This window comes from Allohahella marinimesophila, from assembly GCF_039538005.1.
Taxonomy (GTDB): domain Bacteria; phylum Pseudomonadota; class Gammaproteobacteria; order Pseudomonadales; family Oleiphilaceae; genus Allohahella; species Allohahella marinimesophila.
In genome coordinates this window covers 586,574-611,373 of record NZ_BAABBO010000007.1, presented here as the reverse complement: position 1 = coordinate 611,373, position 24,800 = coordinate 586,574, and the positions used below count along the sequence as shown (strand labels likewise).

Annotated in this window: 18 protein-coding genes; 15 read left to right on the top strand and 3 right to left on the bottom strand. The window is 56.1% G+C overall.

The window, feature by feature from the left end; genetic code table 11:
• The first annotated feature begins 211 nt into the window (after positions 1–211).
• Together ABD735_RS08260 and ABD735_RS08255 are read left to right on the top strand one after the other, a co-directional pair.
• The gene (locus tag ABD735_RS08260) at positions 212–2,194 is read left to right on the top strand and encodes an SDR family oxidoreductase (protein WP_344805223.1); all 1,983 of its coding nucleotides are present in this window, start codon (positions 212–214) and stop codon (positions 2,192–2,194) included.
• A 136-nt stretch (positions 2,195–2,330) separates the two neighbouring features.
• Entirely contained in the window at positions 2,331–2,933 is a 603-nt protein-coding gene (locus ABD735_RS08255) for a peroxiredoxin (protein WP_344805221.1), read from the top strand.
• A 91-nt stretch (positions 2,934–3,024) separates the two neighbouring features.
• Here the strand turns inward: ABD735_RS08255 and rnt are convergent, their stop codons facing one another.
• Positions 3,025–3,669, bottom strand: a complete 645-nt coding sequence (rnt, locus tag ABD735_RS08250; protein ID WP_344805219.1) for a ribonuclease T — start codon at positions 3,667–3,669, stop codon at positions 3,025–3,027.
• A complete protein-coding gene (gene pyrC, locus ABD735_RS08245) occupies positions 3,662–4,762 on the bottom strand; it encodes a dihydroorotase (RefSeq protein ID WP_344805217.1) in 1,101 nt (366 codons plus the stop codon). The genes rnt and pyrC overlap by 8 nt, the downstream gene beginning before the upstream one ends.
• Before the next feature lie 33 nt (positions 4,763–4,795).
• Here pyrC and ABD735_RS08240 point away from each other — a divergent pair, with 33 nt between their 5' ends.
• Both ABD735_RS08240 and ABD735_RS08235 read left to right on the top strand, forming a co-directional pair.
• Positions 4,796–5,842, top strand: coding sequence for a flagellar protein MotY (locus ABD735_RS08240; protein WP_344805215.1), 1,047 nt, complete (start codon positions 4,796–4,798; stop codon positions 5,840–5,842).
• A gap of 66 nt (positions 5,843–5,908) precedes the next feature.
• On the top strand, positions 5,909–7,165 hold the full coding sequence (locus tag ABD735_RS08235) for an argininosuccinate synthase (RefSeq protein WP_344805213.1): 1,257 nt from the start codon (positions 5,909–5,911) through the stop codon (positions 7,163–7,165).
• Positions 7,166–7,249: 84 nt separating this feature from the next.
• Here the strand turns inward: ABD735_RS08235 and ABD735_RS08230 are convergent, their stop codons facing one another.
• Positions 7,250–10,441 carry a hypothetical protein gene (locus ABD735_RS08230; RefSeq protein WP_344805211.1) on the bottom strand — a complete coding sequence of 1,064 codons (3,192 nt, stop codon included), beginning with the start codon at positions 10,439–10,441 and terminating at the stop codon, positions 7,250–7,252.
• 290 nt (positions 10,442–10,731) lie between these two features.
• On the opposite strand from ABD735_RS08230, the gene ABD735_RS08225 reads away from it, so the two are divergent.
• The 11 genes from ABD735_RS08225 to ABD735_RS08175 all read left to right on the top strand — a co-directional run bounded on the left by ABD735_RS08225 (position 10,732) and on the right by ABD735_RS08175 (position 24,780).
• Positions 10,732–12,252: a fumarate hydratase gene (locus ABD735_RS08225; RefSeq protein WP_344805209.1), complete on the top strand. Its 1,521-nt coding sequence runs from the start codon at positions 10,732–10,734 to the stop codon at positions 12,250–12,252.
• A gap of 2 nt (positions 12,253–12,254) precedes the next feature.
• Entirely contained in the window at positions 12,255–13,145 is an 891-nt protein-coding gene (gene purU / locus ABD735_RS08220) for a formyltetrahydrofolate deformylase (RefSeq protein ID WP_344805207.1), read from the top strand.
• A 146-nt stretch (positions 13,146–13,291) separates the two neighbouring features.
• The gene (gene gyrA, locus ABD735_RS08215) at positions 13,292–16,003 is read left to right on the top strand and encodes a DNA gyrase subunit A (protein ID WP_344805205.1); all 2,712 of its coding nucleotides are present in this window, start codon (positions 13,292–13,294) and stop codon (positions 16,001–16,003) included.
• Positions 15,954–17,078 carry a 3-phosphoserine/phosphohydroxythreonine transaminase gene (gene serC, locus ABD735_RS08210; RefSeq protein ID WP_344805203.1) on the top strand — a complete coding sequence of 375 codons (1,125 nt, stop codon included), beginning with the start codon at positions 15,954–15,956 and terminating at the stop codon, positions 17,076–17,078. Before gyrA ends, serC begins: the two co-directional genes overlap by 50 nt.
• Positions 17,079–18,038, top strand: a complete 960-nt coding sequence (gene pheA, locus ABD735_RS08205; RefSeq protein ID WP_344805201.1) for a chorismate mutase — start codon at positions 17,079–17,081, stop codon at positions 18,036–18,038.
• Positions 18,039–18,054: 16 nt separating this feature from the next.
• On the top strand, positions 18,055–19,155 hold the full coding sequence (gene hisC, locus ABD735_RS08200) for a histidinol-phosphate transaminase (RefSeq protein WP_344805199.1): 1,101 nt from the start codon (positions 18,055–18,057) through the stop codon (positions 19,153–19,155).
• A gap of 4 nt (positions 19,156–19,159) precedes the next feature.
• The gene (locus ABD735_RS08195; protein WP_344805197.1) at positions 19,160–21,433 is read left to right on the top strand and encodes a bifunctional prephenate dehydrogenase/3-phosphoshikimate 1-carboxyvinyltransferase; all 2,274 of its coding nucleotides are present in this window, start codon (positions 19,160–19,162) and stop codon (positions 21,431–21,433) included.
• On the top strand, positions 21,430–22,179 hold the full coding sequence (gene cmk / locus ABD735_RS08190) for a (d)CMP kinase (protein ID WP_344805195.1): 750 nt from the start codon (positions 21,430–21,432) through the stop codon (positions 22,177–22,179). Before ABD735_RS08195 ends, cmk begins: the two co-directional genes overlap by 4 nt.
• A gap of 86 nt (positions 22,180–22,265) precedes the next feature.
• A complete protein-coding gene (rpsA, locus tag ABD735_RS08185; protein ID WP_344805193.1) occupies positions 22,266–23,945 on the top strand; it encodes a 30S ribosomal protein S1 in 1,680 nt (559 codons plus the stop codon).
• A 123-nt stretch (positions 23,946–24,068) separates the two neighbouring features.
• Positions 24,069–24,365: an integration host factor subunit beta gene (locus ABD735_RS08180; RefSeq protein ID WP_344805191.1), complete on the top strand. Its 297-nt coding sequence runs from the start codon at positions 24,069–24,071 to the stop codon at positions 24,363–24,365.
• 76 nt (positions 24,366–24,441) lie between these two features.
• Entirely contained in the window at positions 24,442–24,780 is a 339-nt protein-coding gene (locus ABD735_RS08175; protein ID WP_344805189.1) for a hypothetical protein, read from the top strand.
• The last annotated feature ends 20 nt before the right edge of the window (positions 24,781–24,800 follow it).

Here is a 24,800-nt window from a genome sequence, read left to right as displayed (position 1 = left end):
AGCAGCTACCTTGTTGTCTGGAGAGTTGCGAAGCGAACCTTACGGAAAATACCGGCATGGCTGCGCCGGAGTATATCAGCGGCAAAACTAATTATGTTTTAATACATCTTAATCAATATGAGTAGGCGCGGCAGCGCAAGTTCTCTGCCATACTTTCTGCTCCGCTTTTTTGCCCGAACTGCTCAGAGCTATCATAAGAAGGAAACATATCATGAATTACTTTTTGACCGGCGGTACCGGATTCATCGGCAGCTTTCTAGTGCCGAAGTTATTGGCGCGGGGCGGCACAGTGTATGTGCTGACCCGTTCCGGTTCGATGGATAAGGTCAAACAACTTCGTGAGCGATGGAATGCAACAGACAAGAATCTCATTGCCATAAAGGGTGACCTCACCAAGAAGAACCTTGGTGTCGCCAAGAAGGACCTCGCCAGTCTCACTGGCAAGATCGATCACGTGTTCCACCTCGCCGCTGTCTACGACATGATGGCTGATGCAGAGACCCAGGAAGCAGCAAATGTCGACGGCACGCGAAATGCCGTCAACTTCGCTGAAGCCGTGACGGCAGGCTGTTTTCACCACATCAGCTCCATCGCGGTAGCGGGACTGTACCGCGGCATCTTCCGCGAAGACATGTTCAAGGAAGCCGAAAAGCTTGAAAACCCTTACATGCGCACGAAGCACGAGTCCGAAAAGGTCGTCCGTGAAGAGTGTGACGTGCCGTTCAGAATCTACCGTCCGGGTATGGTGGTCGGTCATTCGAAGACAGGTGAAATCGACAAGATCGATGGCCCCTATTATCTCTTCAGACTGATTCAGAAAGTGCGCAACTTCCTGCCGCAATGGGTGCCTACGATTGGCATCGAAGGCGGCCGTCTGAACATCGTGCCCGTCGACTTCGTGGTCGATGCACTCGATTACATCGCCCACGCCAAAGGTGAAGACGGCAAGTGTTTCCACCTCACCGATCCAGATCCCAACAAGGCTGGCGAAGTGTTGAATATCTTTGCCAAGGCCGGCCATGCGCCGACAATGGCTATGCGTATCGACAGCCGCATGTTCGGCTTCATACCGCCGATCATCCGCCAGGGCGTGAAGAAGCTGCCACCGATACAGCGCATGAAGAATGCGGTGCTGAACGACCTCGGTATTCCATCGAGCGTCATGGAGTTCATCAACTACCCAACCAAGTTCGACAGCCGCGAAACCGAGCGTGTACTGAAAGGCTCTGGTATCGAAGTGCCGAGACTCGAAAGCTATGCCCCGGCCATCTGGGATTACTGGGAGCGTAATCTCGACCCCGACCTGTTCAAGGACCGTACTTTGATGGGTGCAGTAAAGGGCAAGGTCTGTGTCGTGACTGGCGCAACATCGGGCATCGGCCTGGCGACCGCTGAACTGCTCGCTGACGCTGGTGCAGTCGTTGTCATAGCCGCGCGCACCAAGGAAAACCTGGATGCCACAAAGGCGCAGCTCGAGAAGCGTGGCGGCAATATCCACGCCTACCAGCTGGATGCTGCCGATATGAGCGAGTGTGATCGCTTCGTCGCTGAAGTGCTCAAGGATCACGGCCATGTCGATATACTGATCAACAACGCCGGTCGTTCGATCCGTCGTTCGATCCAGTTCGCCTTCGATCGCTTCCACGATTTCGAGCGCACCATGCAGCTGAACTACTTCGGCTCACTGCGACTGATCATGGGCTTCATGCCTGGCATGCTCGAGCGCCGCAACGGTCACATCATCAATATTTCTTCCATTGGTGTACTGACCAACGCGCCGCGCTTCTCGGCTTACGTGTCGTCGAAGGCTGCGCTGGATGCCTTCTCGCGCTGTGCAGCTTCCGAGTTCAGCGACCAGAACATCAAGTTCACGACCATCAACATGCCATTGGTGCGTACGCCGATGATCAGCCCGACCAAGATCTACGACTCGGTACCGACATTGTCGACTGCCGAAGCCGGGCAGCTCGTGGCTGATGCCATCATCTACAAGCCAAAGCGTATCGCGACCCGTCTTGGTGTCACCGCTCAGGTCATTCATGCGGTCATGCCCAAGTTCGGCGAGATCATCATGAACACTGGCTTCAGAATGTTCCCGGATTCTGCTGCAGCGACTGGTCAGACCGATCAGAAGCCAAAGGTCTCTACCGAGCAGGTGGCCTTCGCAGCTTTGATGCGCGGCATTCACTGGTAAACCAGTCTGCGGTAGCGGCCGTCGCAACATGACCGTCACTACCGCATGTCACTCTACTTTGCACCCACCTGTGAGAGAAGGCGCGCTGTCGTGCGTACTCACAGGCGTTCTCCACACCCACTCAAAAGGAATAATTATGAGCGTACTCGTTGGAAAACCAGCCCCTGACTTTGACGTGCCAGCCGTACTTGGCAACGGTGAAATCGTCGATAATTTCAAATTGTCGGAAGCGACCAAGGGCAAGTACGCCCTGATCTTCTTCTATCCTCTGGATTTTACCTTCGTCTGCCCCTCCGAGCTGATCGCGCTGGACAAGCGCATGGCGCAGTTCAAGGAGCGCGGCATCGAAGTCATTTCAGTCTCTATCGATTCGCATTTTACTCACAACGCCTGGCGCAAGACGGCTATCGATAAAGGTGGTATCGGTGAAGTAAAGTACACCATGGCCGCCGATATGAATCATGATATCTGCAAGGCTTATGATGTTGAGTCGTCAGGCGGCGTCGCCTTCCGCGGCGCCTTCATGATTGACAAGAATGGCATCGTGCGTTCGCAGATCATCAACGACCTGCCGATTGGCCGAAACATGGAAGAGATTCTGCGTATTTTTGATGCGATCGAATTCCACGAAGAGAACGGCGAAGTCTGCCCAGCCAACTGGAAGAAAGGCGATAAGGGTATGAATGCATCACCGGAAGGCGTTGCATCCTACCTGACAGAGAATGCCGAAGCGCTGTAAAAAAGCTTGTCGTGTCAAAAGAAAAACCCGGCATTTGCCGGGTTTTTTGTGTCTGATCAATCGCGGGACGTATTAAAGGCTGGACCAGGCGCTAGAGGAAGTCTTCCTGCCAGCCGCCCATCGCTTTCCAGCGGTTGACGATACCGCAGAACAGTTCTGCCGTCTTCTCGGTATCGTACAGGGCCGAATGCGCCTCGCTGCTTTCGAAGGGAATGCCGCCAAGCTGGCAGGCCTTGGCCAACACCGTGTGGCCGTAGGCCAGACCCGCGAGTGTCACGGTATCGAAAGTCGAAAACGGATGGAATGGATTACGCTTGTTGCCGACGCGCTCGGCAGCGGCAAAGAGAAAACCGTGATCGAAAGTCGCATTATGCGCGACCATGATGGCGCGGTTACAGCCATGCCGCTTGACGGCCTTGCGGATCGGCGAAAACAGCGCTTTCAGCGCTTCGTCTTCAGACACCGCATTGCGCAGCGGATTGTGTGGATCGATGCCTGTAAAGGCGAGGGCAGCAGGGTCAAGGTTGCTGCCAGGAAATGGCTCGATATTGAACTGCAGCGTCTGCTCGGTATAGATCTGACCATCGTCGTCCATGTCGATAATGGCTGCGGCAATTTCCAGCAGCGCATCGGTATCCTTGTTGAAACCACCACACTCCACATCGATAACGACGGGCAGAAAGCCTCTGAAGCGTCGTGCCAGCGGGCTGCGCTCCTTGTGTCTGGTCTCACTCATTACTATCTTCCATAGAGTCTGTTTCGAAGGTCCACTCAAGCGTCTGCCCGGCGAGAAGGGGACGGATCTCGGCGGCGCCGAGCGCCATGGCATCAGGAATGGTCCAGGGCCTGCGTTGCAGTGTGATGAAGTCTTCATTCACCGGCAGACCGTAGAAGTCGGCGCCAAAGCGACTGGCAAAGCCTTCGAGCCTGTCCAGTGCATTCATTTCGTCGAATACGGTGGCATAGAGTTGCATGGCCAGCGGCGCGGTATAGCAGCCCGCGCAACCGCAGGCCGACTCTTTGGCACCAACTGCATGGGGGGCTGAATCGGTCCCGAGAAAGAATTTGGGACTACCCGAGGTGGCGGCTTCCCTGAGTGCCATCTGATGCGAGCTGCGCTTCAGAATAGGCAGGCAAAAGTAATGCGGTCGTATACCGCCAGCCAGCATGTGGTTGCGGTTACAGTGCAGATGATGCGCAGTGATGGTGGCGGCCACATGAGGGCCCGCCGATCTGACGAAGTCGACCGCATCTGAAGTGGTGATATGTTCGAGCACCACCCTCAGCTGAGGATAGCGCTGACATAGCGGTCGCAGAGTCCGCTCGATGAAGACCTGTTCACGATCGAATATATCGATGTTCGCATCAGTAACTTCACCGTGAATGAGCAAGGGCATGCCGATGTCCTGCATCACAGCGAGGACGTCTGCAATGCGCTCCAGTCCGGTCACGCCCGAGTCCGAGTTCGTGGTGGCGCCCGCAGGGTAGAGCTTGCAGGCGACGGCTTGACCGCTCTCGAATGCAGCCCGAACGAGTTCAGGCTGACTCGTGTCTGTGAGGTAAAGCGTCATCAATGGCGTGAATAGTGACGCTGGCGCGCTTCTTGCTGAGTCTGCAGGAGAACCCGGCGCAGCCTGAGCTGCTGCCATGATTCGGGCCTTGTAGGCATCAGCCTGATCACCGGTGGTCACAGGCGGTACCAGGTTGGGCATGACGATGGCGCGGTGGAACTGTGCGGCCGTAGCGGCCACGGTATCAGCGAGTGCAGGGCCATCCCGGAGATGCAGGTGCCAGTCATCTGGACGGCGTATGCGGATGAGATCTGTCATATATGAATAGAGTCGAAAAGGCAGTTTGCAGGAATGATTGATATCGCATCATATCAGAACACATGGTTTGCCGTGGCAAGAGTTTTCCGGCTGGGCCGCTTCTTTCGTCCTGGCTTTGCCGCCATGGTCGGCCTCATTTGGCTGTCGGCTTCGACAGTGTCCGCCACAACCACCTATACCTCCGGTATGGAGCGGAGCCAGTGGTATCTCGCCAGCTCCATCTTCGAGTGTGCACTGACGCATCCGATACCACGTTTTGGCCGCGCCGTGTTCTATCACGAAGCCGGTGAGGATCTACAATTCTATCTGGACGCCGATCGCAATCCCATGCGCGCAGGTGAAGCCGCCCTGGTCATCGAGGCACCCAGCTGGCGGCCGGGATCAGGTGTTCGTGATCTTGGATATGTACCGGTAAAGGACGCGAAGCGCCCGGTGACGCTGAATCTTTCGCTGTCGAGCCAGCTGATGGACTCGCTGCTCAAAGGTATGCAGCCGACCTTTACTCGCAGAGCCAAATACAATGATGAGAGCGTGCGGGTAGAAGTAAACAGTGTTCAGTTTGCCAACTGGTACGATCAGTACAATGAGTGCGTGGCAGGGCTGCTGCCCAACAACTTCCGCCAGGTCGAAAAGACGGCTGTGTACTTCGATGTCAACGAGTCTGTGCTGTCCGAAAAAGGCAAGGCTGCGCTCAAGCGAGCAGTGGACTATGCCCTGGCGGACCCCAGTGTGACGGCCGTATATGTCGATGGTCATGCCGATGGCTCGGGTCGCCGGATCTCTAACAGACGGCTCTCCAAAGACCGGGCAGAGGCGGTCACGGCCTATCTCGAGCAGCTCGGACTGCCGAATGAAAAGATCAATACCCGCTATCACGGCGAACGCTATCCTGTGGCAAAGAACGACAACAAACCGAACAAGGCCCGCAACAGGCGAACCACCGTACGCCTGGATCGTGGTGATCAGCCCGGCAATATCGATGATTTTGAACAGGAAAATGATCGCCTCGAGAACACGACAGCTGCCGCTCGACCAGCGACAGCCAAACCGGCGATTGCTGACGATTTTCAAGACTTCTGAAAAAACTATACACTACGCGCTTCAACTGTTTCCCCAGGCCATGCATCGAGGAGGTGAAGACCGCGTATGACAGAACAACGCTATGAAGAAGAAGCCACTCCACCAGTCAAGAAAGTCAACAAGGTCGTGCTGGCCTACTCAGGCGGTCTCGACACCTCCGTTATCGCCAAATGGCTGCAAACAGAGTACGACTGCGAGGTCGTGACCTTCACGGCCGATATCGGTCAGGGTGAAGAAGTGGCGCCTGCGCGCACCAAGGCCGAAGCACTTGGCATCAAGGAAATCTACATCGACGACCTGCAGGCTGAGTTCGCCCGCGACTTCATCTATCCCATGTTCCGCGCCAACGCCATCTACGAAGGCGAATATCTGCTCGGCACCTCTATTGCCCGTCCACTGATTGCCCGTCGCCTGGTTGAAATTGCCAATGAAACCGGCGCAGACGCCATTTCGCATGGTGCCACAGGCAAGGGTAATGATCAGATCCGCTTTGAACTCGGCGCATATGCGCTCAAGCCAGGTGTACAGGTTATCGCGCCATGGCGTGAATGGGATCTCAACAGCCGGGAAAAGCTGCTGGCCTATTGCGACGAGCACAACATCCTCGTCGAAAAGAAGAAGGGCAAGTCGCCGTACTCTATGGACGCCAACCTGCTGCACATCTCATATGAGGGCGGCATACTGGAAGATCCATGGGCCGAGCCTGAGGAAGAGATGTGGCGCTGGACCGTGTCACCGGAAAATGCTCCTGATACCGCTGAGTCCATCACCCTGACCTATAAGGAAGGCGATATCGTTGCTATCGACGGTAAGGCGCTCGAACCACATAAGGTCGTTGCAGAGTTGAACCGCATCGGCGGCCAGCACGGTGTAGGCCGGCTCGATATCGTCGAGAACCGATACATCGGCATGAAGTCACGTGGTTGCTACGAAACCCCAGGCGGCACGATCATGATGCGGGCGCACCGCGCTATTGAATCGATCACCCTGGACAAGGAAGTGGCTCACCTGAAAGACAGCATCATGCCGAAGTATGCCGAGATGATTTACAACGGCTACTGGTGGTCACCGGAGCGCGTCGCCCTGCAGAAGTTGATCGACGAAACGCAGAAGCACGTCAACGGTGAGGTTCGCGTGAAGCTGTACAAGGGCAACGTTACGGTGACTGGCCGTCGTTCAGAAACAGATAGCCTGTTTGACGATCGCATCGCGACCTTCGAAGATGATGGTGGTATCTACAACCAGTATGACGCTGAGGGCTTCATCAAGCTGAATGCGCTTCGTCTGAGGATTGCGGCGGATAAGGGTCGCAGCAACCAGTAATTTTTCTCCAGACGAAGAAAAGCCCGCAGATGCGGGCTTTTTTGTGCCTGCCGGTATTGCTACCGGCTTGCGGGGTAGCGCAGCTTAGGGATTCAGCTGACGACCGTTGCGTGGCTCGCTCTGGAACTCTTCCTCGGAGACCTGAACTGCCGGCGTCAGCGTGGCACCGACCGCGCCTGCCTGCGCGAAGGCAAACTCTGAGAACAAGGCGATGGTTGAGGTAACGCCTGCACCAAAGCCCTGATTCTGCGCCGGTGTGCGCGGGAGGACGAACATCGAATGTGAGCCACGATCAATCCTTGAGATCATGTGGTTGGCAGTGCTCGCACTGGTCAACACGTTCTGAGCACCCATGAGCGCAGCAAACTTGCTGTTGCCTGACAGCAGGTCAGGCAAGGCAGTGCCGAACTGTGTCGTCAACTGAGTGACCGCAGTTTCAATCGGCGTGGTCTGATCACTGATGAACTCGGTGCCGACCTGTGCGTTACCGTTTGCGTCAGCCCGTCCGGTCAGTTCAACGTCGAGCACCGTGACATCCTCAGCGGAGGTCTGGAAGTTCGAGTTCGTGTCATAGAGCGGGTTGGTCGCGCTGGCAGCGGCAGCACTGGCAGCCGCTATTTGAGCAAAGGTCGGCCCTTTCTTCAGGTTGTCAGCAAAGTTGACTGGGTCGGTTGGATCCTGAGACGCCTGCAGGACACGCAGGAAAGTCTCGAAGTTGAGCGAGCCCTGTGCCACGCCTGCAGCTGCCAATCCACCAACGATTGGTGGCGCGAACGATGGAGAGTTCTCGATCATTCTTGCCAGACCAGAGGCAGGTGTCAGCAGTGCAGTGGCCTTGATATCCAGTGGGAAACCACCTGGCTGCGCTGGCGTGCCAGGCAGCGGCGGTACACTGTTGGCCACAGCAGTAAACACTGTTCCAGCAACCGTGCCCAGGGAGTGGCCAACGAAGAACACATTGGATTCATCCAGCGCCAGACCAGTCGCTGTCTCGAAATTGGTCAACGATGCGCGCATGTTGAGGAGATCGATAGTGGCCTGACGATTCTTGTCACGTTCATTCACGAAGCCCGTTGGATTGATATAGAGGCTGCCCGATGATCCCACGGCCGCATCAGGATTGTAGTTCATTGGAATCGCCTGAGCACTGGCATTTGACGTGAACTCGAAGTGGCGTTCCTTACGGACATCATCGACCGTGTACGGTGCCAGCCCGGGGACTACGCTGCCAGCGTTGGCGAGGGTTCGTTCAACGCTGGTCAGCTGTGGGATGGCAGCATTGAGTTGAGCGTTCGTAGAAGTGCCACCGCCGAGAACGGTGGCAATAGTGCCGTTGACCTCTGCTTCCGTAGCCTCTCTACCGAAGTCCTGACCTAAGCCGGCCTTGACGGTATTGAAAGTCAGAACACCAGCAATGGCAGCGTCGACAGTGGCCTCCTCTGTAGGGGTGAGCGCAGTGGCATCAGCGATCAGTCCGCCTCCAGCCAGCAAGGTGATCGCCAGATCGCGCTGCTTCGCTGTGGAGTAGGGCGCTACGCCGTGAAGTGGAAGGTCGATAGCCAGCGTTGCAAAACACTTGTCCGCGAGCAGAGAACCAATAGCCATGCCTGCGCTTCTGTCAGCAGTAATACCGTGCTGATAAATGACGACTGGCAGCTGGGCTGGGCACACACTTCTGTCAAACGGATAGATGGCAATATAAGGCGTCTCCAGATCCCCCTGCTTTTTCGGGAATGGGAACAGGTAATTGACTGCATCCGACTTCGCAGCTCTTTCGGCAGTAGCGCCCTGAGGCAGCGGCAGACCAAGCGCAGAGTTCATGGCACTGGCGAGCGTGCCGTCAGCCACAAAGATCGAGGATTGGATGACACTACCGTCACTGCCGGCTTCAGGAATTCCGAGGAAGTAAGGCAGGGTAATGGTGCCCTGAGAAATGACTGGCGTGCGGTCGACATAACCGGGCGCAGCCGCGGAAGTTTGCAATAACTGACCTATTGGCGCGGAAGTCAGAGCGACAGGCGTTGCCGGAGCGGTAGAGGCCACGACAGGACGCGGTGCAATCGCTTCGATCACGCCGCGGAAGCCGCCCAGGTTTGGCGGTGCTGCGGCTAAAGTGGCTCCGATGCAACTCAGTACAGCAGGACCAGTTCCTGTGCACGTCGTGGCTAACGCCGGACTGATATCACTCGCAGTGATGTCTTCAATCGCCGCATTTGCCGCCAAGGTGCGGTCGAAATAATCTACCGCACCGTCGCCATTTACATCAGTCTGTGTAGAGCCGACCTGCATGGAAGCAGTCAGACGGACCGACGTGGTCAGCTGATCGACGAACCATTCCCCAGGATTGGCCAGGTACTCGGTGACTTTTTCATCAGCTGTCGTGGTGAACGAAAAGCTGATAGCAATATTGTCTGCGCTAAGCAGTGGCAGTCCAAGCGCCGAGCGCGTGCCATTGGTGGCACCGGCCAGATAGGCGCCGCCAACCTGTTCCCAGAAGCCATTGACAATAGTCCGGACGCCTGCGAGCGCAGCACTTGGCAGCTCCTGCGTTGGATCAGTAATGTTGCGATAGGCCGGATCCTGCACGATTGGCTGTCCATCCTCGTCCAGGATCGAGTCAGTCACGACCACGAGATAACGGGTCTTGGGCTTCAGTGGCTTGGTTGGCTGAATACGCAGAACAGTAGTGCCTTCGAGGTCAAGCACTTTTGCCACGTAAGACGGCGTTACTGCTTCAGCCTGCACGGCAGCAGCTGCGTTGGAGTTAGACCCAGCCGCCTGTAACAGGGCAGCGAAAGGTATGGTCGGTGTCTCTTGAGCACTCAGCCCCTGAATCGGGTCGCCGCTTGGATAGGCGAGCTCGATCAGAAATACGTTCTGGCCCGGGTTGGGTGCCAGGCTACCGCCGGCAGGTACCAGAAGATTGGCACTGACCGAGTCCTCATTGATGCCGCCTTCGAAGGCGATGTCGATAGGCGCGATAAGAGAGGCGCCGCTCATCTTGCCCAGGGCAATCTGCACAGGGTTGGTAGAACCAGCAGGCGCGTCGCCGAAGGTGCCATCACCAGCCACCTGGTCGAGCTGGATGTCACTTGGAACAGGTACCAGAGATCTTGCAGGGTTGAAGAGGGGATACGAACGGCCTTCAGATTCTTCGATGAAAGGGCCGCCTTTCGGGCTAATCGCGCCAGCGTTTCTGCTGTCACCGTTGTCACCGCAGCCGGCGAGGAAAACTGTGGAGCCAATTGCGAGGCTTAATAAGGTACGTTTCAGCATACGGTCAACCTGTCCTTTTATTAGTGTTATTGGCACTTTTGAAAGCACCTGAGCAAAGTACTGAAATACAACGGTGCGCTTGGCACGAATGTCATCTGAGCATAGGCTAATTTCTGACGTGATGCCAAACACTAGCGTCAGCGAGTTCCACATTTGTTAAGTTGATGACAATTTGCGTAGGCTCAGCGGTCTGCCAAGCCTGGTTCACGATCTGCCTCGCGTTAAATGCAGTTTAACTAAAGTCCTGGATTGGTCTAGAATACGCGGCTTGCTTTCTCCGGAGACAGTTAATGCCGACCATCATTCGCCAGGCGGATCTGATAGATAGTGTGCAGGACGCACTGCAGTTCATCTCCTACTACCATCCCAAGGATTTCATCGAAGCTGTTCACGCCGCTTATGAGCGTGAAGAGTCGAAGGCCGCCAAGGATTCGCTCGCGCAGATCCTGATCAACTCGCGTATGTGCGCCGAGGGTCGCCGTCCAATCTGCCAGGATACCGGAATCGTCACCGTTATCGTCGAAGTCGGCATGGACGTGCAGTGGGACGCTGAGTTGCCACTCGAAGACATGATCAACGAAGGTGTGCGGCGTGCCTACATGCAGCCAGACAATATACTGCGCGCCTCCATTCTGGCTGATCCCGATGGCGCTCGAAGAAACACCAAGGACAACACGCCGGCCGTGATTCACACCCGTCTCGTCTCAGGCAACACAGTAGACGTCAAGGTGGCTGCAAAAGGTGGTGGGTCCGAAGCCAAGTCCAAGTTTGCGATGCTGAACCCCTCCGACTCCATCGTCGACTGGGTGCTGGAACAGGTGCCGAAGATGGGCGCTGGCTGGTGTCCGCCCGGGATGCTCGGCATTGGCATCGGCGGTACCGCTGAAAAGGCCATGCAACTGGCGAAGGAATCACTCTTCGAATCAATCGATATCCAGCAGCTTCAGGCACGCGGCGCCAGTAATCGTGCCGAAGAGTTGCGCCTCGAGCTTTTCGACAAGGTCAACAGGCTCGGGATCGGTGCGCAGGGGCTTGGTGGTCTCACCACTGTGCTGGATGTGAAGGTGATGGATTACCCGACTCACGCTGCCAACAAGCCGGTTGCCCTCATACCAAATTGCGCAGCTACGCGTCATGCGCATTTCACGCTCGATGGCTCAGGTCCTGCACTGCAGACACCGCCAAATCTTGATGACTGGCCGGCTATTACCTGGGACGTCGGCTCCGACGTGCGACGCGCCAACCTCAATACTGTCACCGCCGAAGATATCCGTGAATGGAAGGTCGGTGAGACGGTACTGCTGTCGGGCAAGATGCTGACGGGACGCGATGCTGCGCACAAGAAAATGACCGATATGCTGTCCAGGGGCGAAAAGCTGCCTGTCGACCTCAAGGGTCGCTTCATTTATTACGTCGGTCCAGTCGATCCGGTGCGCGACGAGGTGGTTGGGCCTGCCGGTCCAACTACAGCCACGCGTATGGATAAGTTCACCGAGCAGATGCTGTCCGAAACCGGCTTGATCGGCATGATCGGCAAGGCCGAGCGCGGCCCGCTGGCCATCGAGTCCATCCGCAAGCACAAGGCGGTGTACCTGATGGCGGTCGGTGGCGCGGCTTATCTCGTCTCGAAGGCGATTAGTGGCGCTGAGGTCGTGGCTTTCCCGGAGCTTGGGATGGAAGCGATATACGAGTTTGAAATCAAGGATATGCCGGTGACTGTTGCAGTGGATTCTGAAGGGCAGTCGGCCCATATCCTGGGTCCCGCCGAGTGGAAGCGACGTATCGAAGAACAAGTTATCGAGGTTCGCTGAGCATGACGGTCACCAATACCTTTGCCAGCGCCGCCGACGATCGGGTGTTTCGTCTGGTTATCGCTTGTCCTGACCGGGTCGGGCTTGTGGCCAAGGTCAGTAATTTTCTCGCCAACTACAATGGTTGGATTACCGAAGCGAGCCACCATTCGGACCCCTCGATTGGCTGGTTCTTCATGAGAAACGAGATTAAGGCAAGCTCCTTACCGTTTGATATAAAAGGCTTTGTCCAGGCGTTTCAGCCCATTGCCAATGAGTTCGACATGCAGTGGCGTGTCGAAGACTCCGGCGTGCCCAAGCGTGTGATGCTGATGGCGAGCAAGGAGTCGCACTGTCTTGCAGATCTCTTGCACAGGGCGCATGACGGCGAATTGCCGGCCGAAATCATCGGCGTCTGTTCCAACCACGAAGATCTCAGGCGCATGGTCGAGTGGTATGACATTCCTTTCCACTATCTTCCGGTGCGAAAGGAAACGAAACAGGCTGATTTTGCCAAGCTGAATGACTTGATGGCCGAACTTCAGCCCGACGTGACCGTACTAGCCAGGTACATGCAGATCCTGCCGCCTGAGCTGTGTCAGGCCTTCGAGGGCAGGGTCATCAATATTCATCACAGCTTTCTGCCATCTTTTGCAGGCGCAAAGCCTTATCATCAGGCCTACCAGCGCGGTGTAAAGCTCATCGGTGCCACCTGTCACTATGTGACGGACCTGCTTGATGAAGGCCCGATCATCGATCAGGACGTCATCCGGGTTAGCCACAGCCATACTATCGCTGACCTGGTTCGACTCGGCAGGGACGTTGAAAAAGCGGTGCTGGCCAGGGGCCTTCGCTATCACCTCGAAGAGCGGGTAATTATCCACGAAAACAAGACCATTGTGTTCCATCACTGAGGGCATTGATGAGCCTACGATCGATACCGGCTTTGTGCTAGTATTGGCCGGCTAAAAAGACGGCGGCTTTCACTGTCGGCCGGCGCAGATCGCCGCGGCCCTTCTGCCTTTCATTCGTACTCACAAACTGGGATTCCATAACAATCATGGCTGAACTTGCCAGAGAAATACTTCCCGTCAATATTGAAGACGAGCTGAAGCAGTCCTACCTCGATTACGCCATGAGCGTCATCATCGGTCGGGCGCTTCCAGATGCCAAGGATGGGCTCAAGCCTGTTCACCGTCGCGTGCTGTTCGCGATGAGTGAACTCAAGAACAACTGGAACTCATCCTATAAGAAGTCGGCACGTGTCGTCGGTGATGTTATCGGTAAGTATCACCCCCACGGTGACTCTGCGGTGTACGACACCATCGTTCGCATGGCCCAGCCTTTTTCCCTGCGCTACACCCTGGTAGACGGGCAGGGCAACTTTGGTTCGGTCGACGGCGATAACGCGGCAGCCATGCGATATACCGAAATCCGCATGGCGAAAATCGCTCATGAGCTGCTGGCGGATCTCGAGAAGGAGACGGTCGATTTCGCACCGAACTACGACGGCTCGGAGCAGATTCCCGTGGTCCTGCCGTCCCGCGTGCCGAACCTGCTGGTCAACGGCAGTTCAGGAATTGCCGTCGGCATGGCGACAAATATCCCGCCGCACAACCTGCGAGAAGTCGTCTCCGGCTGCCTGGCCTATATCGACAATGATCAGATCACGATTGACGAACTGATCGAGCATATTCCTGGCCCCGATTTCCCGACTGCTGCGAGCATCAACGGTCGCGGCGGTATTTATGAGGCTTACCATACCGGTCGTGGCCGCATCTATATCCGTTCAAAGCACGAAATCGAAGTCGACGAGCGCACCGATAAGGAAACCATTGTCGTCACCGAACTGCCTTACCAGGTCAACAAGGCACGTCTGGTCGAAAAGATTGCCGAGCTGGTGAAAGAAAAGAAGCTCGAAGGCATCACTGCGCTGCGTGACGAGTCGAACAAGGAAGGCATGCGGGTGATCATCGAGCTGCGTCGTGGCGAGAATACCGATGTCATGCTCAACCATCTGTATGCACAGACACAGATGCAGGTGGTCTTCGGCATAAACATGGTGGCGCTGGTCAATAACGAGCCGAAGTTGCTGAACCTGAAAGACTGTATAGAAGTCTTTGTTCGGCATCGTCGGGAAGTCGTCACCCGCCGCACGATCTACGACTTGCGTAAAGCGCGTGAGCGAGGCCATATCCTGGAAGGCCAGGCGGTTGCCCTCGCGAATATTGATGAAGTGATTGCGCTGATCAAGGCCTCGCCCAGTGGCGCAGAGGCCAAGCAAAAACTGGTCGAGCGTGGCTGGGAGCCTGGAACTGTGTCGGCGATGCTCGAGCGTGCGGGCTCAGATGCCTGTCGCCCCGAGACATTGCCAGATCACCTCGGCTTCGTCGATGGCAAGTACTACCTGTCCGAAATCCAGGCTCAGTCGATTCTCGACCTGCGTCTGCAAAAGTTGACTGGCCTCGAAACCGGCAAGATTTTCGATGAGTATCAGGAGCTGATCAATCTGATCGGCGAGTTGCTTGAAGTGCTGCACAACCCCGAACGCCTGATGGAAGTCATTCGTGAGGAACTTGAAGCTGTTCGTGATGAGTACGGTGATGAGCGTCGGACCGAAATTACTGCCAGCAGCGCAGACATCAATATCGAAGACCTGATTCCAGAAGAAAACATGGTGGTGACGCTATCTCACAGTGGCTATGCGAAGACCCAGCCTCTGGCAGCTTATGAAGCGCAGCGTCGTGGCGGACGTGGCAAGGCGGCCACTTCGATGAAGGATGAAGACTTCATTGAAAAGCTGCTCGTGGCGCACTCGCATAGCACCATCCTGTGCTTCACCAATATGGGCAAGCTGTACTGGTTGAAGACCTACGAAATCCCACAGGCCAGCCGGACAGCGAAAGGCCGCCCCATCGTGAACTTGCTGCCACTTGGCGAAAATGAGCGGGTCACGACAATGCTGCCCGTGCGTGAATACACCGCAGACCACTATGTAGTGCTGGCGACGCGGCAGGGTACCATCAAGAAAACGAGCCTCGAAAACTTCTCAAGACCTCGCTCTAATGGTCTGATTGCATTGGCTTTGGATGATGGTGATACCCTTATCGGTGCAGCCATTACAGACGGCGAGCAGGACGTCATGCTGTTCAGCAGTTCAGGCAAGGTCATCCGTTTCAAGGAAGGCGATGTGCGACCCATGGGTCGAACGGCGCGTGGTGTTCGCGGTATCAGACTATTGAACAATGCTGTCGTCGTCGGCCTGATAATCCCGCAGGACGACCACTTCGTGCTGACCGCCAGTCGAAATGGTTACGGCAAACGCACCCCTGTCACGGACTTTCCGGTTTACGGACGAGGCGGTCAGGGCGTTATCGGAATGCAGTGTTCCGAGCGCAATGGTGATCTTATCGGTGCCATACAGGTCGATGAGAATGCTCAGCTCATGCTGATTACCGATCAGGGTACGCTCGTTCGGACCCCCGCTAGCGGCGTATCCATCGTGAGTCGAAATACTCAGGGCGTGACCCTGATCCGCCTGACTTCAGGTGAGCAGCTCAAGGAAATCGAAGCCATCGCAGAAATCGAGGAAGCGCTGTCGGAAGCCATCGATGCCGATATTATCGACGCCGATGATCCAGATGTGGAAGCGGCTACCGAACATGCGGCCGCAGCGGCCGCAGACGATCAGGTTGACGGGGATGCACCGGCCAGCAGTGAAGATGCTGGAGACGAAGATTCGAGTGGCGAAGGAGCGCATGACGATGCGTAGTCAGACTTATAACTTCTGTAGCGGTCCGGCGACACTGCCGACTGCAGTTCTCAGCAAGGCGCAGGCGGAGTTGCTCGACTGGCAAAAGATGGGCGTCTCGATCATGGAGATCAGCCATCGTAGTCCCGAGTTCACCGCAGTGGCCAAAAAGGCCGAGCAGAGCCTTCGCCAGCTCATGTCTATCCCCGACGATTATGCTGTTCTCTTCATGCAGGGCGGGGCGACTCAGCAGTTCTCGGGTGTCCCGATGAATTTCTTTGGACTTTGCGAGGGCAAGCAGGCCGGCTATGTAGACACGGGCATCTGGTCGCGAAAGGCGCTGGATGAAGCCGGTCGATACGTCGATGCTCGCTTAGTCGCGAGTTCAAAGGACTCGAACTATACCCGTTTGCCCGAATCCTGGGCTCTGGATGAAAAGCTTGCCTACGTTCATTACACGCCGAATGAAACGATTGGTGGCGTTGAATTTCCACATATTCCGGATGTCGGTGACATTCCGCTGATAGCTGACATGTCGTCAACGATCCTGTCCCGCCCGATTGACGTGTCGAAGTTCGCCCTGATTTACGCCGGTGCGCAGAAAAACATTGGCCCGGCGGGTCTGACGCTCGTGATCGTTCGACGTGATCTTCTGGACGCGACACCGCATTCCGCCTTGCCGCCCACGATGAATTATCGTCTTTTCGACGAGAACGACTCAATGCTCAATACTCCGCCGACTTTTGGCTGGTATCTGGCCTGGCTGATTTTTGACTGGCTGATCGAAGCGGGTGGTCTGACGGCGATGGGCGAAGTGAACAGCCGCAAGTCAGCGCGACTCTATAACTACCTTGACGCGAGTGATGTCTATCACAACCCGATTCACCCTGAAGCCCGCTCGTGGATGAATGTCCCTTTCGTATTGAAGGATGAGTCGCGAAATGCCGCTTTTCTCAAGTTCGCTGAAGAGCATGGGCTGCTCAATCTGAAGGGTCATCGTTCAGTAGGGGGCATGCGGGCAAGTCTATACAATGCCATGCCTGAAGCCGGCGTCGACGCCCTGATCGATGTTCTGACCAAGTTTGCAGAGAGCTGAATGGCGGCGCCACTTCCGGGGCTCGACAGCCTGCGTCAGCAGATCGATGAGGTTGATCTGCAACTACTGACGCTCATCAATCAGAGAGCGGCATTGGCTGCCCAGGTCGCTGCAGTCAAATCGAGCACGCTCGATGAACAGTCTCAGGGCTCGGTAAGCTTCTACCGTCCGGAACGCGAGGCTCAGGTCCTGCGCAACATCATGAAGCAGAATGCAGGCCCCTTGCCTGACGCCGATGTTGCCAGGCTGTTTCGGGAGGTCATGTCAGCCTGCCTGGCGCTGGAAAAGCCTTTGAGAGTCGAAGCGCTGGGGTACCCCGGTAGCCTTGCTCATCTGGCAGCGCTCAAGCACTTCGGTCAGTCCATCGTGCCTGGTCAGCGAACGGTAGCCGCTTCACTGTTCGCTGATGTCGAATCGGGCAACATTGATTATGCGGTGCTGCCTTTCGGTAGCCTGCTAGCCGGCCTTGATTTATCACTCACGGCCAGCGCGGAAGCGATTACTGAAAATTATGTCAGTCTGTTCCTGCAGCATGACGTGCAGATCTGCGGTGAAGTGAAATTTCTCACTGCGAGAGCCGACGAGCCTGATCCGCAGAGAGGCGCTGCACAGGCGAAAGCAGCAGCCAAGTCGCAGCGCTTCATCGTTATCGGGCGTGGCGCCGTGCCTGCGAGTGGTGACGATCGCAGTAGCGTCATTGCTGGTATCGCCGATAAGCCGGGTGGTCTCTATCACTTGCTGGCGCCTTTCGATGCCTTGGGTATTTCGATACTTCGCCTTGAAGCGAAGCAGGGCAGCAGTGCGCTCGTGGAGAGCAGTGAACCGGCTGGTGAGCAGTTCTTCGTGATCGATTTTCCTGGCCACTTTGGTGAGGAGAGGGTGAAGCAGTTGTTCGAGGCACTGAAGACACTGACCAGTACATTCAAATTCATCGGCAGCTATCCAAACGGCGTGCTCTGACAAGACAGGAATTGGTATGCAATTCGATCCGAACGAACTGGTCAATGAAGCCATTCAACAGCTTCAGCCCTACGTGCCCGGCAAGCCGGAGGAAACGCTCAGGCGAGAGCTGGGTCTGGAAAAGATCATCAAGCTTGCGAGCAACGAGACGCCCCTGAGATTGTCGGATGCTGTCTGGGAGCGGTCAGCCGCAGCCCTGCGTGACATCATGCGCTATCCGGACGGCAGCGGATTCGACCTCAAGCGCAAGCTTGCGGACAGGCTGGGCGTCACGCCAGACATGATCACGCTGGGTAACGGCTCCAACGATGTACTGTTGATACTGGCCCAGGCCTTTGCCGGCCCTGGCCGTGAGGTCCTGTTTTCGCAATATGCCTTCGCGGTGTATCCGATCGCAGCTGCCACCGTGGGCGCCACGGCCGTCGTAGTGCCTGCCAGGGACTATGCCCACGATCTTATGGCGATTCAGGAAGCCATCACGCCGCATACCCGGCTGATCTATCTCGCGAATCCTAATAATCCTACGGGCACTGGTTTCAGCGATGATGACTTCCTCCATTTCATGGAGATGGCGCCGCTGCACTGCCTGGTCGTGCTCGATGAGGCCTATTTCGAATTTGCAGGCCATCAGTCAGGTATCGGGCTGCTGACCCGGTTTCCCAACCTGGTCGTTACGCGAACGTTCTCCAAAGCATTTGGCATGGCTGGATTGCGACTGGGCTATTCCGTGTCCAGCCCACAGGTCGCCGAAATTCTCAACCGGGTTCGTCAGCCCTTTAACGTCAACAGCGTGGCCCTGGCCACCGCCCTGGCAGTGCTCGACGACCCAAACTATGTGCGGGATGTGGTTGAGCTCAACGCGCTTGGGCTCAAGCAACTGCAGGCGGGACTCAAGACGCTTGACCTGGCATGCTTGCCGACCGAGGCGAATTTCGTGACTTTTCATGCTGGCCCGAAGGCGGGCGCCATTTATGACGCGCTGCTCCGTGAAGGCGTTATCGTTCGACCGCTGGCTGGTTACGATATGCCTGAATACCTCAGGGTCAGCGTTGGCCTGGACAGCGAAAACGAGCGCTTTCTCAGTGTGCTTGGCGACATTCTGAAGTCGCAGGCCTGATTTCGTGACTGGCAGAAGTTCTCAGGACTGGCGCAAGCTGACGCTTGGTGTCGTCGGCCTCGGTCTGATTGGCGGCTCGGTTTGCCTTGGGGCCGCTGGTTTCCGCGGCGCCTCGCGCTTCGGCAGTATCATTGGTTTCGATGCTGATCCGCAGGCACGGGCTCAGGCAGTCGAACTCGGCCTGGTCGAGCGTTGTGCGCCTTCTGTGCCAGAGCTGGTGCAGGAGGCAGACATCATTATGCTTGCTGTCCCGGTGAAGGCTATGGGCCAGGTATTGCGGGCCTGTATTGAGCTTGGTGAGCAGCCCTTCGCGGGCAAGATTGTGAGCGACGTCGGTAGTGTCAAGGCTTCAGTGCGGGCCTGTTTTGAAGCAGCGCTCGGCGGAATGCCGGCAAGTGTCGTGCTCGGCCATCCGATAGCCGGTTCGGAGAAGAGCGGTGTATTTGCGGGGCGTGCAGACCTGTTCGTCAACCACAAGGTAATTCTCACGCCGCTCGAGAATACCGATGTCGACGCTGTGGCCCAGATTTCAGCGCTGTGGACCCTTCTCGGCGCTGATGTGCTGGAGATGACGGTCGAGCATCATGATCGTGTGCTGGCGAGTACCAGTCATTTGCCGCATCTCATTGCATTTTCGCTGGTCGATACGCTGGCCGTTCAGGACGATAGCCTGGATATTTTCCGCTATGCCGCAGGCGGTTTCCGCGATTTTACCCGCATAGCGGGTAGCGATCCGGTAATGTGGCACGACATTTTTCTCGAGAACAAGACAGCGGTACTGGAAAGTCTCGAACTGTTCAGCAAGGATCTGCAGCGTCTGAGGACTGCGATCGAATCGGGTGACAGTGAACAATTGCTCGGTGTATTCACACGAGCCAAGGCTGCCAGAGACCATTTCGGCACCATGCTGGCCAACAAACCTTACAGGCAGAAAATGACAAGTAGAGAACTGAAATTCGTTGCCGGTCCGGCAACACAGCTGAGCGGTGCCATCCGGGTACCTGGCGACAAGTCGATCTCGCATCGCTCCATCATGCTTGGCGCACTCGCCGAGGGCCTCACTACAGTCGAAGGCTTTCTGGAAGGTGAGGATGCGCTCGCCACCATTCAGGCATTCCGCGATATGGGCGTCGTGATCGAAGGTCCGGAAGCCGGCTCGGTAAAAGTCCACGGCGTCGGCTTGCACGGCCTCAAGGCTGCCCCTGGCCCTTTGTATCTCGGCAATTCCGGGACTTCGATGCGCCTGCTATCCGGACTTTTGGCTGCCCAGCAGTTCGATAGTGTGTTGACTGGCGACGAATCGCTGTCCAAGCGCCCGATGAAGCGCGTCATCGACCCCCTGGGAGAAATGAACGCCCTGGTAGAGAGCGAGAACGATGGCCGACCGCCACTGAAGATCAGCGGTAAACGTCCCATTAACGCAATCCACTACGATTTGCCTGTCGCCAGCGCGCAGGTCAAATCAGCCGTTCTGCTGGCCGGTCTCTATGCAGACGGTGAAACATCAGTGCATGAACCCGCACCAATCCGGGACCATACCGAGCGGATGCTGCGCGGCTTTGGTTGCGAAGTTCTGACCGAAGGTCCGGTTTGCAGGCTGCGTGGTGGACAGAAGCTGACAGCCTGTCACATTGATGTCCCGGCCGACATTTCGTCAGCAGCGTTCTTCATGGTGGCTGCCTCTATCGCTGCCGATGCCGATGTCACCCTCAAGCATGTCGGCGTCAACCCGACCCGGACCGGCATCATCGAGATCCTCCGGCTCATGGGCGCGGATCTCCAGGTCTCCAATGAAGCGACCGTGGGTGGCGAGCCGGTGGCCGACATCCGCGTACGTAGTTCGCGGCTCAAGGGCATCAACATACCGCCTGCACTCGTGCCGCTGGCTATCGACGAATTCCCGGTGCTCTTCATCGCTGCCTGCTGCGCTGAAGGCAAGACAGTGCTGACTGGTGCGGAAGAGCTGCGGGTGAAGGAAAGTGATCGTATCCAGGTGATGGCCGATGGTCTGCTCGAGCTGGGCTTCGCCAGTAAGGTAACGTCTGATGGCATCGAAATCGAGGGTCGAGGTGCTACTTCAGATCCGGTTTTCCAGTCAGGCTCAGTGGACAGTCATGGCGATCACCGCATTGCGATGGCTTTCAGTGTCGCCGCCATCCGGGCCGGCGGACCGGTTACCATTCATCGATGTGCCAACGTTGCGACTTCGTTTCCGGACTTTCCGGGCATTGCGGCCAACATCGGCATGCAGATCGACATCACGGATGCAGAGTTATGATTCAGGCGCCTGACCAGCAAGCAGCCAGCGAGCGGGCTTCCAACCTGCCCGTTGGTAATCCGACCGCTCCCGTTGTCACGATCGACGGACCTTCGGGGTCGGGGAAGGGCACGCTGGCAGTCAGTCTGGCCCGTCGCCTGAACTGGCGGGTTCTCGACTCGGGCGCGCTCTATCGTATTACAGCCCTGTCTGCGAGCAAGCAGGGCGTAGATCTCGGCCATGCAGCCGCAGTGGCAAACATTGCCACTACCCTGGATGTCTCATTCCTCGCTGGCGACCAGGGGCAGCCGCTGCGAGTGATTCTCGGGCAGCAGGACATTACCTCTGAAATCCGCACCGAGGCTTGCGGCGCCATGGCATCCACCATCGCCGTGTATCCTGAAGTACGGCTGGCGCTGCTGCAGCGGCAACGCGCCTTTCAGGAGGCGCCGGGTCTCGTCGCTGACGGCAGGGATATGGGAACTGTGGTATTTCCGAATGCGCAGTTCAAGTTCTACGTGACGGCGTCGGCCGAAGTTCGTGCACAGCGACGCTACCAGCAGTTGAAGCAGCAGGGAGAAATTGTTAGACTGCCGCACCTTTTACGCGAGATACAGAAGCGTGATGAGCGGGACACCCAGCGGGCGGAAGCACCTTTGCTACCGGCCGAAGACGCTCTTGTCATCGACACCAGTGAATTGCCCGCTCTTCAAGTTCTTGATTACGTTGCTGAAATCGTAGAAAAGACACTTAACCAAAAACCATAGTCGGTCGTTGCGCGCCAGCATTGCAGCAGCTGATACATTGAACTGACGCGTCGGCTGGCAGGGCGCACAACCTTACAGGTATTAGAATGAGCGAAAGCTTCGCAGATCTTTTTGAGGAAAGCTTAAAAGAAATCGATATGAAGCCAGGTTCCATCGTCAAGGGAACCGTGGTAGATATCGACTCCGACTGGGTTACCGTACATGCTGGTCTGAAGTCCGAAGGCATCATCCCCGTTGAGCAGTTTTACAACGACGCCGGCGAACTGCATCTGGCCATTGGTGATCAGGTCGACGTCGCACTGGATGCTGTCGAAGATGGATTTGGTGAGACAAGGCTTTCACGAGAGAAAGCGAAGCGTGCCGAAGCCTGGACTGAACTCGACAAGGCCTTTGAAGATCAGGCTGTCGTCAAGGGCATCATCAATGGCAAGGTCAAAGGTGGCTTTACCGTTGAAGTGAACAGCATTCGTGCGTTCCTGCCCGGTTCACTCGTGGATGTGCGTCCTATCCGTGACACAGCTCACCTCGAGAACAAGGAACTTGAATTCAAGGTCATCAAGCTCGATCAGAAGCGCAACAACGTTGTCGTTTCCCGTCGTGCCGTACTTGAAGCCGAGAACTCCGCTGAGCGTGAAGCACTGCTTCAGCAGCTTCAGGAAGGCATGGAAGTCAAGGGTATCGTCAAGAACCTTACTGACTACGGTGCGTTCGTTGACCTGGGCGGCGTAGATGGCCTGCTGCACATCACTGACATGGCATGGCGTCGAATCAAGCATCCGTCCGAGATCGTCAATGTTGGCGACGAGATCAACGTCAAGGTCCTCAAGTTCGACCGTGAGCGCAATCGCGTATCACTCGGTTTGAAGCAGCTTGGTGAAGATCCATGGGTCGACATCAAGAGCCGTTACCCAGAGGGCACCAAGGTGACTGCCAAGGTGACCAACCTGACTGACTACGGTTGCTTCGCAGAGCTGGAAGAAGGTGTTGAAGGCCTGGTTCACGTTTCAGAAATGGATTGGACCAACAAGAACATCCACCCGAGCAAGGTCGTTCAGCTTGGTGATGAAGTTCAGGTCATGGTTCTCGACATTGATGAAGAGCGTCGTCGAATTTCCCTTGGTATCAAGCAGTGTCATCCGAACCCATGGGAAGAGTTCTCAGGCCAGTTCAACAAGGGCGACAAGATCAGCGGCAAGATCAAGTCAATCACTGACTTCGGTATCTTCATCGGTCTCGACGGCGGTATTGATGGTCTGGTTCACCTCTCGGACATCTCGTGGAACGAAACTGGCGAAGAAGCCGTTCGTAACTACAAGAAGGGCGATGAGCTGGAGACAGTCATCCTCTCTGTTGATCCAGAGCGCGAGCGTATCTCACTCGGTATCAAGCAGCTAGAGAGCGATCCATTCTCCGAGTTCGTTCAGCTGAACGACAAGGGCACCATCGTGAACGGCAAGATCATTGCTGTTGATGCGAAGGGCGCCACTGTTGCACTGACTGACGAAGTCGAAGCCATCCTCAAGGCTAGCGAGATCAGCCGTGACAAGGTGGAAGATGCTCGTAACGTGCTGAACGAAGGCGACGCCATCGAAGCGAAGATCATCAGTGTTGACCGCAAGAATCGCGTCATCAACCTGAGTGTGAAGTCGAAGGATGTCGACGAAGAGAAGCAGGCTATCCGTGATGTTCGTGACCGTCAGTCCGAAGCACAGGGGCCGACTACAATTGGTGATTTGATCCAGCAGCAGCTCGATCAGAAAAGCTGATTGACAGCTGCGCTGGGAACAGCGCAGCCGCAAATATCAAAAAAACGGGCTATATGCCCGTTTTTTTTGTGTTTTTTTCAGTATTTGACTACAATTTTTTCATGGTTTTAGAGCGGGGCAACCATGACCAAATCCGAACTTGTCGAAATTATTGCTTCCAAACAGCCTCAGCTGTCTGTGAAGGATGTAGAGCTTGCAGTCAAAACCATCATTGAGCTGATGTCGAATACGCTGTCGCAGGGGCAACGAATAGAAATTCGTGGCTTCGGTAGCTTTTCGTTGCACTTCCGTGCGCCGCGAACTGGCCGTAATCCAAAGACGGGTGAGCCAGTCAGTCTACCTTCAAAGTACGTGCCACACTTCAAGCCGGGTAAAGAGCTCCGGGATGAGGTGAATGCAGGCCTGAAGGCAGGTTATTGATCCGAATCGATTACCGCTGGCAATACCTTATGTTACCATCGTGCGTAAAACCTCGATGGTCCCAGGAGTGTCTGCAGTGCTGATTCTGAAACGTCTCGTAATAATCTTGCTCGTCATAGCTGCCATTGTTATTGGCATCATGTTGTTTCTGGCGAATACTGATTCGCTTTCTCTCGATCTGATTGTCTACAAGACGCCACCCATCAACGCTTCGGTCATTATGTTCGCCTCCCTGTTTTGCGGCGTCATTATCGGCATGATTGTGATGTCTCTCAGTCTGTTCAGGGAAAAAATGGCGCACTGGTCTGACGTCAAGCGCCACAAGAGCTCGGAAGCTGAGGCGCGTCGTCTGGCAGAGGAGCGTCAACAGGCGCTGGCGCGTATGGAGCAGCCGACCTCGGCTCATACAGCCTGAGACAGCGACGGTTTCCGGGG

What these genes read in the sequence shown, in the direction of transcription:
- ABD735_RS08260 (WP_344805223.1), top strand. Translation starts at nt 212, where the DNA reads ATGAATTACTTTTTGACCGGCGGTACCGGATTCATCGGCAGCTTTCTA.
- ABD735_RS08255 (WP_344805221.1), top strand. Translation starts at nt 2,331, where the DNA reads ATGAGCGTACTCGTTGGAAAACCAGCCCCTGACTTTGACGTGCCAGCC.
- rnt (WP_344805219.1), bottom strand. Translation starts at nt 3,669, where the DNA reads ATGAGTGAGACCAGACACAAGGAGCGCAGCCCGCTGGCACGACGCTTC.
- pyrC (WP_344805217.1), bottom strand. Translation starts at nt 4,762, where the DNA reads ATGACAGATCTCATCCGCATACGCCGTCCAGATGACTGGCACCTGCAT.
- ABD735_RS08240 (WP_344805215.1), top strand. Translation starts at nt 4,796, where the DNA reads ATGATTGATATCGCATCATATCAGAACACATGGTTTGCCGTGGCAAGA.
- ABD735_RS08235 (WP_344805213.1), top strand. Translation starts at nt 5,909, where the DNA reads ATGACAGAACAACGCTATGAAGAAGAAGCCACTCCACCAGTCAAGAAA.
- ABD735_RS08230 (WP_344805211.1), bottom strand. Translation starts at nt 10,441, where the DNA reads ATGCTGAAACGTACCTTATTAAGCCTCGCAATTGGCTCCACAGTTTTC.
- ABD735_RS08225 (WP_344805209.1), top strand. Translation starts at nt 10,732, where the DNA reads ATGCCGACCATCATTCGCCAGGCGGATCTGATAGATAGTGTGCAGGAC.
- purU (WP_344805207.1), top strand. Translation starts at nt 12,255, where the DNA reads ATGACGGTCACCAATACCTTTGCCAGCGCCGCCGACGATCGGGTGTTT.
- gyrA (WP_344805205.1), top strand. Translation starts at nt 13,292, where the DNA reads ATGGCTGAACTTGCCAGAGAAATACTTCCCGTCAATATTGAAGACGAG.
- serC (WP_344805203.1), top strand. Translation starts at nt 15,954, where the DNA reads ATGCTGGAGACGAAGATTCGAGTGGCGAAGGAGCGCATGACGATGCGT.
- pheA (WP_344805201.1), top strand. Translation starts at nt 17,079, where the DNA reads ATGGCGGCGCCACTTCCGGGGCTCGACAGCCTGCGTCAGCAGATCGAT.
- hisC (WP_344805199.1), top strand. Translation starts at nt 18,055, where the DNA reads ATGCAATTCGATCCGAACGAACTGGTCAATGAAGCCATTCAACAGCTT.
- cmk (WP_344805195.1), top strand. Translation starts at nt 21,430, where the DNA reads ATGATTCAGGCGCCTGACCAGCAAGCAGCCAGCGAGCGGGCTTCCAAC.
- rpsA (WP_344805193.1), top strand. Translation starts at nt 22,266, where the DNA reads ATGAGCGAAAGCTTCGCAGATCTTTTTGAGGAAAGCTTAAAAGAAATC.
- ABD735_RS08180 (WP_344805191.1), top strand. Translation starts at nt 24,069, where the DNA reads ATGACCAAATCCGAACTTGTCGAAATTATTGCTTCCAAACAGCCTCAG.